The organism is Sulfolobus sp. E5-1-F (assembly GCF_009601705.1).
Classification (GTDB): Archaea; Thermoproteota; Thermoprotei_A; order Sulfolobales; family Sulfolobaceae; genus Saccharolobus.
The window spans coordinates 1,847,930-1,862,499 of the sequence record NZ_CP045687.1 but is presented as its reverse complement, the minus strand read 5'-3'; the positions used below and the strand labels follow the sequence as shown (position 1 = coordinate 1,862,499).

15 protein-coding genes and 2 tRNA genes are annotated in these 14,570 nt (G+C 34.5%); 6 read left to right on the top strand and 11 right to left on the bottom strand.

Annotated elements, in window-relative coordinates; all coding sequences use genetic code 11:
- The first annotated feature begins 6 nt into the window (after positions 1-6).
- The 3 genes from GFS03_RS09630 (at position 7) to GFS03_RS09620 (ending at position 3,574) form a co-directional block, all read left to right on the top strand.
- Positions 7-1,200, top strand: coding sequence for a glycosylated S-layer protein, SlaB (locus GFS03_RS09630; RefSeq protein ID WP_153423830.1), 1,194 nt, complete (start codon positions 7-9; stop codon positions 1,198-1,200).
- Between the two features lie 100 nt (positions 1,201-1,300).
- Positions 1,301-1,376: transfer RNA gene (locus tag GFS03_RS09625), tRNA-Gly, on the top strand.
- Between the two features lie 17 nt (positions 1,377-1,393).
- Entirely contained in the window at positions 1,394-3,574 is a 2,181-nt protein-coding gene (locus GFS03_RS09620) for a tRNA(Met) cytidine acetyltransferase TmcA (protein ID WP_153423828.1), read from the top strand.
- A gap of 47 nt (positions 3,575-3,621) precedes the next feature.
- On the opposite strand, the gene GFS03_RS09615 is transcribed toward GFS03_RS09620, so the two are convergent.
- From GFS03_RS09615 to GFS03_RS09590, 6 genes are all read right to left on the bottom strand, one after another.
- Positions 3,622-3,706: transfer RNA gene (locus GFS03_RS09615), tRNA-Ser, on the bottom strand.
- Between the two features lie 23 nt (positions 3,707-3,729).
- Positions 3,730-4,290: a class I SAM-dependent methyltransferase gene (locus GFS03_RS09610; RefSeq protein ID WP_153423826.1), complete on the bottom strand. Its 561-nt coding sequence runs from the start codon at positions 4,288-4,290 to the stop codon at positions 3,730-3,732.
- On the bottom strand, positions 4,280-5,026 hold the full coding sequence (locus GFS03_RS09605) for an RNA-guided pseudouridylation complex pseudouridine synthase subunit Cbf5 (protein WP_238699233.1): 747 nt from the start codon (positions 5,024-5,026) through the stop codon (positions 4,280-4,282). The genes GFS03_RS09610 and GFS03_RS09605 overlap by 11 nt, the downstream gene beginning before the upstream one ends.
- Complete coding sequence (locus tag GFS03_RS09600; protein ID WP_153423823.1) at positions 5,023-5,322, bottom strand: tRNA pseudouridine synthase A; 300 nt, start codon at positions 5,320-5,322, stop codon at positions 5,023-5,025. Before GFS03_RS09600 ends, GFS03_RS09605 begins: the two co-directional genes overlap by 4 nt.
- A 5-nt stretch (positions 5,323-5,327) precedes the next feature.
- A complete protein-coding gene (locus GFS03_RS09595) occupies positions 5,328-5,618 on the bottom strand; it encodes a 50S ribosomal protein L14e (RefSeq protein ID WP_153423821.1) in 291 nt (96 codons plus the stop codon).
- A gap of 40 nt (positions 5,619-5,658) precedes the next feature.
- Positions 5,659-8,397: a DEAD/DEAH box helicase gene (locus tag GFS03_RS09590; RefSeq protein ID WP_153423819.1), complete on the bottom strand. Its 2,739-nt coding sequence runs from the start codon at positions 8,395-8,397 to the stop codon at positions 5,659-5,661.
- A gap of 39 nt (positions 8,398-8,436) precedes the next feature.
- Between GFS03_RS09590 and GFS03_RS09585 the strand changes: the two genes are divergently transcribed.
- From GFS03_RS09585 to GFS03_RS09575, 3 genes are read left to right on the top strand one after another with little or no spacing between them, the layout of a single operon-like run.
- Positions 8,437-10,155, top strand: coding sequence for an ATP-binding protein (locus GFS03_RS09585; RefSeq protein ID WP_153423818.1), 1,719 nt, complete (start codon positions 8,437-8,439; stop codon positions 10,153-10,155).
- The gene (locus tag GFS03_RS09580) at positions 10,156-10,467 is read left to right on the top strand and encodes an RNA polymerase subunit Rpo13 (RefSeq protein ID WP_153423816.1); all 312 of its coding nucleotides are present in this window, start codon (positions 10,156-10,158) and stop codon (positions 10,465-10,467) included.
- Between the two features lie 4 nt (positions 10,468-10,471).
- Complete coding sequence (locus GFS03_RS09575) at positions 10,472-11,221, top strand: DNA polymerase sliding clamp (RefSeq protein ID WP_153423815.1); 750 nt, start codon at positions 10,472-10,474, stop codon at positions 11,219-11,221.
- Here GFS03_RS09575 and GFS03_RS09570 read toward each other — a convergent pair.
- Genes GFS03_RS09570 through GFS03_RS09550 form a run of 5 tightly spaced genes read right to left on the bottom strand, consistent with a single transcriptional unit; the run spans position 11,188 to position 14,563 of the window.
- Positions 11,188-12,327 (bottom strand): amidohydrolase family protein, encoded by a 1,140-nt coding sequence (locus GFS03_RS09570; RefSeq protein ID WP_153423813.1) that lies wholly within the window; start codon positions 12,325-12,327, stop codon positions 11,188-11,190. The genes GFS03_RS09575 and GFS03_RS09570 overlap by 34 nt on opposite strands.
- Positions 12,306-12,998 carry a GTP cyclohydrolase IIa gene (locus GFS03_RS09565; RefSeq protein ID WP_153423811.1) on the bottom strand — a complete coding sequence of 231 codons (693 nt, stop codon included), beginning with the start codon at positions 12,996-12,998 and terminating at the stop codon, positions 12,306-12,308. The genes GFS03_RS09570 and GFS03_RS09565 overlap by 22 nt, the downstream gene beginning before the upstream one ends.
- A complete protein-coding gene (gene ribH / locus GFS03_RS09560) occupies positions 12,995-13,459 on the bottom strand; it encodes a 6,7-dimethyl-8-ribityllumazine synthase (protein ID WP_153423809.1) in 465 nt (154 codons plus the stop codon). The genes GFS03_RS09565 and ribH overlap by 4 nt, the downstream gene beginning before the upstream one ends.
- Positions 13,440-13,907, bottom strand: a complete 468-nt coding sequence (gene ribC / locus GFS03_RS09555) for a riboflavin synthase (protein WP_153423808.1) — start codon at positions 13,905-13,907, stop codon at positions 13,440-13,442. Before ribC ends, ribH begins: the two co-directional genes overlap by 20 nt.
- On the bottom strand, positions 13,904-14,563 hold the full coding sequence (locus GFS03_RS09550) for a 3,4-dihydroxy-2-butanone-4-phosphate synthase (RefSeq protein ID WP_153423807.1): 660 nt from the start codon (positions 14,561-14,563) through the stop codon (positions 13,904-13,906). Before GFS03_RS09550 ends, ribC begins: the two co-directional genes overlap by 4 nt.
- Between the last annotated feature and the right edge of the window lie 7 nt (positions 14,564-14,570).

Here is a 14,570-nt window from a genome sequence, read left to right as displayed (position 1 = left end):
AGGTGAATGGTTATGAAAAAAACATTCGTTTTATCTACCTTGATATTAATTTCAGTTGTAGCGTTAGTGAGTACTGCGGTTTATACGTCTGGTAACGTGACTTTTTACGGTCCAAGTGTAAATAATCAAATTTACTATGTCGGAAAGTCAGTGACAATTGACGCTGTTGTTCCCACTCAGTTCGCTGGCCAAGGTGCTACTATAAACTTGTTCTTCCCTAATTCTACTTTAGCGGCAAGTATTCCTACAACAGTTAATGCGAGCGGTGGAATTTACATACCTAATGCTTATACATTCCCCAATGTAATAGGGATATGGCAAATTACTGTTGAAGTAGCTGGTGGTGTAGCTGTCGGTACTATTAACGTTAATGTCACCACTCCTGCAGTAGCTCCAATAGTATTAACTTTACAAAACTTGGCAATGTATGAGAATACATATCCACAGTTTGTAGAGTTCGCAAATGGTGTCATAACTTCAGTAGTTATGCAGAACGGCACTGTGAATTTGATGGGTTACGTATACAACTCTAGCGTAGCTCCATTATCTGGTGTAACAGTAACATTAACTCTTAATACACCGACAGTTGGTACTAAAACGTTAAGTACGACAACTGCTGCCAACGGTTCATTTACGTTAAGTTTTCAAGTTCCTCAATTGTCTACAAGTTTAACGTTAATATCTTCTTACCTGATCAGTGGTAGTTTAACAGTAACTTACGGAGCTCACACAGTTACTTATAATGTGTTTATAACTGCGATTCCAAACTATCTTAGTGTTATTAACGCATTAAATAATGAAGTGAATACATTAAGGGCGGAAATATCTTCGTTAAATGCCACTATAGCGAGTTTGAATAAGAGCTTAACTAATGCTAACGCTCAAATATCTACTTTACAGTCTGAGATTTCGACATTAAACAGTGAAATAGGAAAATTGAATAGCACTGTAAGTTCCTTAAGCAGTCAACTTAGCTCGTTATCTTCGCAATACACTACTTTAAATAATCAAGTTACAGCACTAAATGGTAAAATAAGTAATCTAAGTGCAAGTCTTGGTACTTTAAATAGCGAAGTTGCTAGCCTAAAGAGCACTGTAAGTAGTTTAACGACAATAGCATATGGTGGTATAATAGCTGGGATAATAGGTCTAATAGTAGCGATAGTAGCTATAGTTCTAGTAATGAGGAGAATAAGTTAAGCTAATTATTATTTTTTTAAAAAAACCTCTCTTTTCTTTTTAATACGCTTCTGGCTTGAAGAAAAAAATAAATACCTTCCTATTCTCATTATAATGTAGTGCGGCCGTAGTCTAGGCTGGATTAGGACGCCGGCCTTCCAAGCCGGTGATCCCGGGTTCAAATCCCGGCGGCCGCATACATAATGTGATGAAAATGTTTCAGAACTATTTCGTAGATGCAGTAAATGGATATTATAGACATTTGGCAATAATTCAATCTCATGATTCACTAGAGAAGGTTAATTTGCTGGTTGATGAATATTTAAGAGTTAATAAGAAGCCAAGGGTCATATATGCCTTTCATCCATGGCTTGATAATTCAAAGGATAGAATGAGGGAATTTAAGAGGAGATTTGAAAACTTTCTTGACGTAGATTACTCAAATTCAGAGAAATATCTTGGGCAGAGTGCGGATTTGGTAATATTGGATGCAATGGGTGATTTTAGACCTAACTATATAGCCAGATTCGTAGATATGACTAGGGGAGGAGGTTTAGCAATAGTTTATAGTGACGACATTTTAAAGGGTAAGTTGTATAAGGAGTCTTTAACTAGGGATGGTATTGTTAAAGATCTATTTGAAAATAGATTTATTGAGCTAGCAAAGAAGTATAGGGGAATAATTCTCTTTAAAGAGGATAAGTGTAATTTTACTCCATATTCTTCGAATGAAACTCATAGACCTTATAAGAAGATACCTAAAAATCCTAAAGTTCCAATTGAGCTTCATGAGCTTTGCTTGTCTTCTGATCAGAACAAGGTTCTTGAGGAGTCTCTATTCCTCATTAACCCAGGGAAAAAGGTTCTAGTAGTAACAGCTGCTAGGGGTAGGGGAAAGAGTGCGTCTATCGGTTTGTTTTTATCTTATCTAATGAGTGAGGAAAGGTTCACTAATATTCTAGTAACTTCTCCAACATATTACTCTTCACAGGAAATACTTAACTTCGTAATTAAAGGATTACAGGCTCTAAATGTTAAGTATAAACTTTCTACCTCAAAGGATGGTAAGATAATGAAGATAACTGCTGGCGATTCCAGAGTAAAGTGGGTTTCTCCAGACCTGGCTAGAAACGAAGAGGGTGATCTAATAGTTGTAGATGAGGCAGCAGCTATCGGTATGGAGTTTTTGGATTATATTTTACAAGGATGGGATAAGGTGATCTTAGTTACAACTGTTCACGGCTATGAGGGTTCTGGTAAGGCGTTTTTAAAATACGTTGATAAGTTAAAAAACAAGGTACTTTTAAAGCATATAAAGATGGATTATCCTATTAGATATGCTAAGGGTGATCCTGTAGAGAAGTTTATGTTTGATGGTTTTCTACTTGATGCTGAACCACCTGAGGTTGAATATAATGGAGAACTGAAAATAACTGAGGTATCTCAAGAGGAGTTATTTCAAGATTGTGATTTGCTTAAGAGTGTTTATGGAATATTGGTTACTGCTCATTATAGGAATTCTCCGGATGATTTGATGCTTTTAGGCGATATGGCATTTCAAAAGGTTGTAGTTGGGTATTCATCAGAGAAACCAGTTGCCGTTTGTCAGATTGTTTATGAAGGAGACCTTACTGAAAGGCAAATAGAGGATATTTCGAATGGTTTAAAGAATGAGGGGCATTTAATTCCTCACAGGCTTATAAAGTACATGAGGGCGTTTGATTTCGGTAAGTTGAAAGGTTGGAGGATTATGAGGATTGCCGTTTCTCCGGAAAATCAAGGTAAGGGTATAGGAAGTAGGGTTATTGAAGAGGTTACTAAGATGGCAAAGGGAGTGGACTGGATTGGATCCTCCTTTGTTGCAGATTATTCTGTCTTACGGTTTTGGATTAAGAATGGATTTACTCCGATTTACTTATCTTCCATTAAGAATGAGGAGCTTAACGGTTATTCTGTTATTGTAATTAAGCCTTTAAGTGAAAAGAGTAAGGGGTTTGTTGTTAAGCTTTCGAGCTTGTTGAAGGATAAGTTGCTGAGGACTTCTCATCAAGTTTACTATAATTTGAATCCTCAGCTTATTGCCTTGTTATTGAGAAATACTTATACTGAAAGGAGAGAGGGAGAGGTACCAGATTTATATGCTAATAAGATTAAGGCTTATATAGGAGGTAAGGTACCTTATAATGTTATTGCTGAGGCTGCGCACTTTTTAGTTACTAAGCACTTCTTAGAACTTAAAGTTAATTTGAGTATCGAAGTTGAGGCTTCTCTAGTTGCTAGGGTTCTACAAGGTAAGAGTTGGTATCATGCTGGTTTAATGTTAGGTTTGGGTAGTAGAGATGTTGAAGAAAGGGTTAAGCAAGGTTTAGAAGTTTTGTTAGAAACTTATTCGTAACTAAAAATTAGATTATATTTAGTATAAATAGCTTGATTAATATTATACGCCGGGGGCGGGATTTGAACCCGCGCAGGCTTAATACCTACTGGCTCTCAAGGCCAGCCCCTTGGACCACTCGGGCACCCCGGCAGTTATAGTTTTGCTTTATAGCTTTAATCTTTAACTATTGTGATTAAGGAGTACCCTTTTTTTCTCTTTATGGATTCAACTTTAAATCTTTTACCAAATATTTTCTCTATATTTCCTTCGCCCTTATATGCTACTAATTGTATGAATCCTTTTTCAAGTAATCTATCATACGCTTGAGCCTCAAGCTTTTGTAGAAAATCCACTCCTTTAGAAAGTGGTGGGTTAGAGTAAATAGCGTTAAATTTAACGTCAGCGGGAACATTATCGAAGATGTCAGATTTTAATATTATTGTTCTATTCTCGACTCCATTAAGTTTAGCATTTTTTTTAGCTAACTTTAGTGCTATATAGTTAACATCTACCATGTAGACCTTAAGTTTAGGATTTTTCAATGCTAGGTAAATTCCTATGGGCCCATATCCACAGCCAACGTCAGCGACTATTCCACTTTCCGCTACTTTTATGTTTTCTAAAAGTACTCTTGTTCCCAAGTCTAATTCCTTTTTCGAAAATATTCCCGGTGAGGAGAGAAGGGTTAGAGGCACACCATTAATTACTTCAAAAATCACGTATTCATGACTCATGTTTTTTCCATGCTTTAGGATATACATCTCTTTGCATAAAAACTCTACTTAAGTTGACTACTATTCCCTTTTTTGCGTTTTCTAACTCTTTGCTGTCCATTAATGCGGTACCGGTTGCTACTAATTCTCCTTTAAGAGTTAATACTGCAACTGTATCGTTCTTTTTGAAGTTCTGATAAGCTACTACTCCAGGTACAGCTAGTTGTGCACCGTAAGCTAATGCATTTACTGCAGAGTCCTCTATTATAAGTTTGGGCATTTCACAAGTAGCGAATTCCATTGGCATAAGTACTTTTCTTAGTTCTGTTTCGTCTTTGCAATTTTTGTATAAGTATATTGCTTCAGAAAGGTCATGTAGTTTTACTAAATTTGTAGATTCTGTGAAAATTCCAGATCTAGTTCTTCTTAATTCTCTCATGTGTGCTCCACAACCGTAAATTATCCCTATGTCATGGCATAATTTTCTCATATAAGTTCCAGAATCACAGCTTACTCTGAATAGTACTAATTTCTTGTCCATATCGAGGATTTCTATATCATATATACTTCTAACTCTTAGTCTCCTCTTGACTGATGATCTGACTGGTGGTCTTTGGTATATCTGTCCTTTGAACGATGTTATTATCTTTGTCAGTTCTTCTTTATCATATTCGCAATGGACTTGCATTACGCATACATACTCTTTTCCTCCTTTACTTATGTAATTCATTATTTTAGTTGCGCTCTCTATTCCTATTGGTAATACGCCGGTAACCTTGGGATTACCCCGCCCAGAGAAATGGGCTCTAGGGTCCCACCATGTCCAGCTTTACTAACGTTTAGTATTTTTTTAACCCAATACGCTACTTCATGACTTGTTGGTCCAGGGGGTTTATCAAGGTTTATTATTGAGTTTTTTATATATATTTCTATTGGTCTTTTTTCTGGATAATATCCGTATTTATCTGATGTCTCACTATCTTTTCTTATCTTCCATTCATTTTTATATCCACAAAAATTATCTATTTTGTAAATAAAATCATTTAGGATCATCTAAATCACAATGTTGGTATTTTAATCTTTATCTTCTCTTTCATGTACTCTGTTAAACCAGCTTCCTCTAATTTCTTCTTTACTTCCTCATCTGAAGCTCCTTTCTGTATATCGATTTTCTTATCAGTTGGTTCTAAGTGTAGAATGTTGAGTCTTCTTCTTTTAACACCACTAATATCTTTAGGTCCAGTTACTAATACGAAGTTGTCGTCTATTATATCAACAATTACGCATTTGCTCCCAACTTCTCTTCCTTTTATTTTTACACAAATTCTTCCAACTTCGATTGCGGGCATTTTAATCTCACAAAAACTTTTAAGAGGCTTAAATTTAAGATTAGTGCCAGTATTTTCTTGTTCTTATGAACCTTTTTTCTTCATCTATTAAGGCCATGTAAAATTCATTCTCCCCCTCACTTAATTTACTTAATACTTTTCCTAAATTACTTGGTCCTACACCATTAGTTGCTAATGCTATTAGTGTATATTTACCGTAATCTGGGAAGAAGGAGGCAATTTTCTTTAGGTCTTCTAATTGCCTTTTTTCCTTACTGGTTAGCTTCTCCCCTTTTATTGCCTTTCTCACTATCTTTATGGAATCATTATCATTAGGGTTAGTGGCAGTTAAGAAGATTGAGGAGCATTTTGGGCATTTGCTGGGTGAGTTAACTATAGAATAACTCGAATTCCATCCACATGAGAGACAGATTAATTTTAACTCCTTGTTTTCTAGTCTCTTTTTGAAGATCTCTATCATTAGTGGTTTTTCCTCTTTGTCAAATGAAGTGTAATTAAGGATTTTATCGAGAAATTGCTCAGCTAATGGAGATGCTTCGTAAACCTCAACTATTTTCCAGTTGTAATTCTTTAGTTCCTTTATTATTTCGATATCGTAATTTTTAACTAATAATTCATTTGTTGCTTCTTCTCCAACTAATGTATCTCCATAAGCTTTTATAATAGATGAGGTGAGCGTTATTTCCTTTTCTGAATCTATCATTCCAAACCTCTTTATCTCTACTATTAATTTCCACTTAAATTGTGGACTTCCCCTTATTCCTCTCTTTAGGATTTCAACTGTTTTATCTATAGGCATGGAATTTAGCATAGTGACGATTTTTTCTATATCATCGCGAGTTATTGGTAGTACGGAAGATATAGCGATATGATAAGGATCTGCCCTGTAAGACGTCTTGGTCTGTTTTTCCACATCTAGCATAACTGAAATTATAGCACCAAGTGTGTTATTCCCTCTCGAACCAAATGGTGAATGAATTATAATTAGGTTGTTCTTTACTATTTCAACTAAGATTAAATCTGGTCTTAGTTCCGGGTATCCTCTATCTTTGAATTCCCTTACTACGTTAGTTATGCTATCATCCTCAGCTTCCATTTTTCCCTTTTCTATCATGTAAATATATTCGTAAACTTTCCTTGCTATTTCTTTCTCAACTGGAATTGATTCTCCAAACCAACTTGGCAATATTCCGTTTTTTAGTTCCGCTCTTTCTACGAATATCTTATCGTTTTCTATAGATACGACTTTCCATAGTCTACTTCCTAAAACGAATACACTTTCCTCATCTAATGAGGCTACAAAATCTTCGTCTAAAGTACCTATTTTAATGTTAGTAGCGTGATCGATTACAATATAACTTCTAATGGAATCTGGTATCATATTAGTAGTGTAATAATATTTCCAAATTCTTCTACCCGGTACTAGGCTTCCATCTTCTTTTCTCTTAACTATTTTTGCGCTCTCTAGGAGATCTATGATACTTTGGAACATTTCGTGAGTGAAATTCCTAAAATAAAATGAATTACGTAGAATTTCCAAGATTTCGTTAGGATTTCTATAGCCCTCTAAAACTATTCCTGCTATTTCGTGTGCTGCAACGTCAAGCGGATTTTCCTCAAATAGTGGTTTTTCCAAATAACCGGAATATAATGCTTCTATTATTGCTTTGCATTCTAAAATATCGAAAATATCCTCAGAAGGTATAACGTAACCTATGGACGTTCTACCTATTTTATGTCCACTTCTTCCTACCCTCTGAATTAATCTAATTACTTGTCTCGGTGACATGTATTGGACTACTAGATTAATTCTCCCAATGTCAATTCCTAGCTCTAAACTGGAAGTTGCAACTATAGCGTCTATATTTCCGCTCTTAAAGTCGTTTTCTGTTTTTATCCTAATTTCTCTTGATAACGAACCGTGATGAGAACTTATTTTCAAGGAGTAGTTGCTTGTGAGTTGGTTGGCTATGAATTCACTAGTTTCCCTAGTATTTGTAAATATTATAATTGGCTTATTATTTTTTATAATCTCGTTAAGTTTCTCAAGCCTAGCAATTGTATCTGGCCTTAAACCTAACTTTACTGCTAAATCAGCGTCTTTCTTTTCGATCTTAGGAAGGATTAAATCTACTTTTATATCCTTTATAGCGTTAATACTTGCCACTTCTACCTCTCCTTCCCTATCTAAATACTTTTTCGCCATCTCGATATCTCCTATGGTTGCAGAAATTCCTATTAATTGAATTCTGTTTTTTGTTATCTTTTTGATTCTTTGGAGTAGAACGGATAGTTCAATTCCTCTTTTCTCATCTAACATTTCTTGTAATTCATCTATTATTATCCATTTTAGATTTCCAAAGTATTTCCTAAAACTATCGTTTAGCACTAAGTATAGTAGTGTTTCTGGTGTGACTATCAATACGTCAGGTGGATTATCTAAAATTTCCTTCTTTTCTTTTGTTGAAGAATCTCCGTGTCTAACGCTTACGCTGATACCAAATGCGTCTCCTATTCTTTTTAACCTTGACTCAAGGTCCCTATTTAGTGCTCTTAAGGGAGTTATGTAGAGTGTTGAGATTTTTTCTGGTTTATCCTTGAAAATCGTATAAAATATTGGTAATATTGCAGCCTCGGTTTTTCCATATCCCGTTGGTGCAATGATCAAAACGTTCTTTCCGGAGAGTATTTTCGGTATTGCTATTTTCTGGATTGGTGTTAAGTCTTCATAACCAAGTCTCTTCAGTCTTACCAAGAATTCATTGGTTACATTTATCATTACTTTGGCAATAATGTAATACTAAAGGGTAATATATAAATGTATGAGAAGAGACATATCGTGGCTAATGTATTAATGCTTATCATAGCTTACCTAATTGATCGTTTAATGAATTATTTAACATTAGGAAGTAATCTAACCCAATTAGTAAATAATTTGTCTATATTATTGCTGGTTGTTCCTATATTAATGGTAATGTTCTCAGTAGTTATTACTTTAATGTTCTCATCCATAATAGTTTCATTCCTTTATTATGTAACAGCAATAGCTTATGCGCTAGTTATTTCAAATAATGTAAACTCTAGTCTTGTTTTATCTACATTCTTAAATCTGTTAGGATATTATGCGATTGCTACTATTATTATTGGAATTATATTGGGAATTTCTAGAAGAAATTTTCCGGACGAGATTTTGTTAAATATTTCCCGTCTAAAGGTGAATATTAGTAAAAATAAGATTATTTATGGTGGGTTGTTTGTTGTAGTATCCTTTTTAGTTTTCTATGAAGTTTTGTCCAGTCCTTTTCTGCTCATTGGGAGTATAGCATCATTCATCCTGACACTTTTTGTTTCAAATGATCTAGTTTTCCCTTTAATTACCTTATCATGGTTCTCATTTCCTTTTCTATTTACGCAATTAGCCACTTATTCTGTAAAGGAGAAGGGGATAGAGTTAGGTCATATTGAGGGAGTATTGGCTCCTTCTTTAGTTAATAGGATATCTAATACTAAGTATGGTTGGAGAAAACTTTCTAATTTGAAATTTCATTTAAATTTTGACGAATCAAAGAATTATAACATAGTAATATTGGGTACGAGTGGGTCTGGAAAGTCTACCTTGGCTAAAAGTATTATTGAGAAGTTTTCAGATATTAGTTATTTAGTATTTGATCTACATGGCGAGTATGAGGTTGAAAATGCAGAAAGGATTGATATCTCTAAGAATTCGTTAAATCCACTTTCCTTAAATGGTGCATCCCCTAGACAAAGGGCATTGGAAGTTGCTTACATGCTAAGGTCTATTTTTAAGCTTGGCAATTTGCAAACTATAGATATTTTTAATATCATAATGGATACCTATGCTGAGAAGGGGATTGATGAGAACGATGAGAGTAGTTGGGATTTAACACCACCCACTTTTAGGGATGTGTTATTGATGATAGAAAAGAGAAAGAAACTAGTTGAAAATTCGCAAGATCTTTCTAGACTATCTTCGATAGAACCTTATATACAATTTTTGTCTAATCAAATTTTAAGTGGGAATAGTTTAGATATGAAAAAGATCTTTGAGAGTAATATAATTCTGGATTTTTCTAAAGTTGCCACGGATGAACTAAAATACATTTTGATTGAGACCATACTTAGAGATTTTAGAAATTATCTATATAGACGGGGAATTTCTCATTTATGGAAATTTTTAGTAATAGATGAGGCTCCCTTTATACTAAGTAAAGAGACTGGGTTGGAAATTGTTGAGAGGTTATTCGCTGAGGTTAGAAAGTTTGGAGTGGGGATGATTTTGATATCTCAGATAACGGAAAATATAGAGAATATTTTCCAAAATTCAAGTTATATCTTTATATTTAATGTTGTTGAGCCGAAAGAGTTAGACTACTTAAGTAGGGCATTGGGAGGGAGTGATAGAGATAAATACGAGGCTATTTATCAAGCAATTCGATCTTTAGAAAGGGGTCACGTAGTTACTATAAGCGGAGATAGTAGAGATATACTTTTAGTAAAGCTTAATTCTTTAAAATAAATGGTATCTGGTATGTCATCAGAGGAAAAGGAAGGGACTAATGATGAAGAGGTTAGTGAGGAGAAAGAGGTTGAAGAGGCATTAGAGGAGGAGCTTCCAAAGCTTTCAATACAAGATATAGAGTTACTAATGAAAAATACTGAAATCTGGGATAGTTTATTAAATGGCAAGATCTCTATAGAGGAAGCTAAGAAGTTATTTGAGGACAATTATAAGGAATACGAGAAGAGAGATTCTAGAAGAAAGACTAAAAGGGCGGTTAGTAAAAAGGTTAAAAAGACCAAGAAAAAAGAAAAGAGTGTAGAGGGTTAAAGTTATGTTTAAGGTTATTTACCCTAATGCGAAGGACTTTTTCTCGTTTATTAATTCTATTACTAAAGTTACTGACTCTATTGTTCTAAACTTTACGGAAGATGGAATATTTTCGAGACACTTAACTGAAGATAAAGTATTAATGGCAATTATGAGAATACCCAAAGACGTTTTGAGTGAATATAGTATTGATAGTCCCACTTCAGTTAAACTAGACGTTTCTTCAGTAAAGAGGATTCTTTCAAAAGCTAAGTCTAAGAAAGCCACGATTGAGTTAAGTGAGACAGATAGTGGATTAAAGATTATAATAAGAGATGAGAAAAGTGGTACGAAAAGCACCATTTATCTTAAAGCGGAAAAGGGTCAAGTTGAACAATTAACGGAACCAAAAGTTAATTTGACCGTGAATTTCACTACAGATGAGAGCGTACTTAATGTGATAGCAGCAGATGTATCTTTAGTCGGAGAAGAGATGAGGATTTCAACAGAAGAGGATAGGATAAAGATAGAAGCTGGTGAGGAAGGTAAAAAGTACGTTGCATTCCTTATGAAAGATAAACCTTTAAAAGAACTCTCTATAGACGCCTCAGCTTCATCTTCTTATAGCGCTGAAATGTTTAAAGATGCTATAACAGGTATAAGAGGTTTTTCAGTGCCAACAATGGTGAGCTTTGGTGAGAATCTTCCTATGAAAATTGATGTAGAAGCAGTAAGTGGAGGTCATATTATCTTTTGGATAGCTCCAAGGTTATAAATTATTTTATTGCCTCTTTTTATAATTCCCATATATTTATTATTTGAGCTTAATATACCAGAATTCTCTCCCTCAAGAATTAATAAACCAGCTTCAATGGGGTTTCCCTCTTCTATCCATCCTTTAATCCCTAAAAATCTGAAAGCGTTAATAGTACTGGCCTTTAATATTTCTAAAGAGTAGTCGGAAAGCGGATCCTGAATTCTGGAAATTAGGAGTAAGGTTTCCATTTCTTTCCACATATCTGGATCTAATACTCCACCATTGTCGGTTCCAATCATTATGTTAACTCCACTTTTTAGCCCGTTTATCACTTTTGGTATTCCTACAGAGAACCAGAGGTTGCTCCTTGGACAATAAACTAGTGATGCCTTCCGATCTCTTATAACATTAATTTCCTCTTCACTTAGATGCGTCCCGTGTATTATCAGATTTGGCTCATATTTCTTCATTACGTATTCTAAATCATCTCTTAACCAATGCTTTATAGTTTCAGATATGTGGACTGCCCTAATTTTATCCTTAAATGTATCTCTTACTAACTCAATTTTAAATGTACTAGAAGAGCTAGATAACCCATAACCGTCAGCTATTTGATACAAACCATTTAAATTATAACTGTTCTTAAATTCATCTTCTTCAAGCCTTCCTAGAAAGTAATATTTTACTCCATTAACAGCCATTTTATTTTTAACAATACTTGAAATTAAGCTTCCCTCTAATCCTTGCTCTCTAAAGTCAATCATTACATTTGAACCTAGTTCTCTTCCTCTCATGATGAATCTCTCTATCGAGTTCATTATTAATTCTTTCGTATTTTTACCTAAACACTCATATTTAATGCTATATGGATCTCCAACAACTTCACTTATTGGCATTTTATATCCCATTTCTTGGCATATGAAGTCGGCAGAATGAACATGAGCATTAACCAGTCCAGGAATTAAAATTCCGTTTTTAAATGTTATACCTTCTGTCGAGAAGCCATTCCCTATATGAGTTATTATACCTTCTTCTATCTCTAAATTAACGTTCTCTTTTATCTCCAGCTCCTCTCCTACTAGAGCTAATCTTACGTTTAATATTATTCTATCTCCATATGCCAAGTCTTTTCCCTGTTGTTCCTTATTTTCTCTAGAGAAGTAGTAGCTAATTTTATTGCTGTCCTTGCATTTTGTCCTATCCCTATTCCTACCTTTATTTTATTATTATCACTAAATTCCTCAATTACATTACTGACGCTATGAGTGGATACAAAGCCTAAATAATTATCTCCGCCTAGATATTGCAGTATTCCGCCTATCTTGTATAGAAATCTTGATAAGTCTACATATGTATTAGTTATTTCCAAAAATGAATCGTATACGGACGTATATTTTAATGATTCCGTATTGAAGTTTATATCGAAATGCAATGCGGCTATTTTTTCGTCTACATATTCCTTAATTTCGTCGTCTTGACTATTTAAGCAAGCTGATGCATTCCATTGCGCCTCTAACGGAGTTTTACCATAACCTAAGCAAGTCTTTATTCCTACTGGAAGGTTTTCTCGCATATCGTTTATCATATATACGAGTTGAGTATTAGTTATCCCATCGACTATCATTAAAAAATTATCAAACCTAAGTTGAAGTGGAAATGTGTTATATTGTGATGCTATTTCATGAATTTTCATCATAAATTTATTCTGAATTTTTTGAATTAACCATTCCCTATCATATCCTAATCTCTCAGTCCACTCCCTATAACCTACAAGCTTTATCGCTAATACCTTCACTCTATAACCACCATCTCCTTAACCTCTTTCAACTCGTCTATTTTTCTCGTCCTTTGAACCAACTTTATTGCAGCTTCTACTGCCCTGGTGGCATATTCTTCAATTCTTTCAACAGCTTGTTCATGAGTCGCTCCATGACCAATTATTCCTAGTGTTACAGGCTTATTAAATTCTGTAGAGAGATCAACTATTTTCCTTGCAGTTTGGCTTGCAACTATTTCATCATGTTTAGTTTCTCCCTTTATTACTGCTCCTAAAGTCACTACGGCGTCTATGAAATCTTTCTCAAGAAGTTTTTTAATTGCAAGAGGCATGTCGAATGTTCCAGGTACTTTTACAACCACTTTCACTTCCGCATTTAAGAATTTGGCATGTGATAATGCTTTTTGTAACATCAATTGTGTTATATCGTAGTTAAACTCGGCTACTACTATTCCTAATTTAATCGATTTCTCCTGCATCGCTATACCCCTGCCTCAACCCTTTCCCTGCGTATTTAGTTAATGCGTTTTTACCTTCCTTTACTAGCTTAACTAAATTTTTAGCGTGTTTAGTAGCCCTATCGACTGCTATTTCCTTTAGCCTTTCTTCATCATCTGCTTCATCTTCATGTACTGTTACGTCGATTACGTGTTTAGAAGTAAGAATTTGAACCATTATTAAGCCTATGCTTGTAGCCAAGTAGCTATACTTATCTAACATAGTTTTACCAACCCAGCCTAGGGTTATTACACCATCACAACCTTCATCTATTAATCTCTTTGAAGCCACTGGTAAATCTTTAATACCCGGTACAGTGTACCTAATGATCTCTGCTTCACTATCTTCACTTCTTATCACTTTATATGCTATACTTCCCATATCAACTCTAGAAAATGTAGTATCAGCTATTCCATATTTTCTCGTCATATAACCACCTCTTTAAAAATATCTTTTCCCTCAATGAAGTGAAATCCGAAATTTCTCGCAATCTTCTTTACTTTTTCTTTATTCATACTTGATTTCTCATCCAGCATTTCAGCTATTACCGCACTGCTTTCTAGTCCTAACTTTTGTAACAGCGCAATTGATAACTCGGTGTGACCTCTTCTCTCCCTTATGTCTCTTGCAATTAGTATTGGCACATGACCTGGTGCCATGAAATTCTCGTAGAATTCTCTTCTTGCCTCTTCTGGATTTGTTTCAATTTTTATTATTATTTTATGTAATTCACTTATTGTAATATATCTATCGTAGTCAGAGATTCCAGTTTTTGTATTAATATGATTAACCCATAGGGAAAATGCTGGATAATCTCCATAAGAAGGTTTCTTTACTAATTTTTTGTATATTTCGTGTTGTTTTAACTCTTCTGAAATAAAGTTCAAACCTAGTGTTTTAGCTTTATTGTTTGAAGTTGCGTAGCATATTAATCCTCCTGCTTCTTTTCTCAGAGTGTATATACTTTTCCAGCTTATTGCTCCTGCATAAAATACCATGTCTGTTTCTTCCTCTCTTCCGTCAAAGTCATATATTAATAGTGGTATTCCGGACTCTAAATCTCTACGTAAACTGAGAAAATCCATCCCAAGA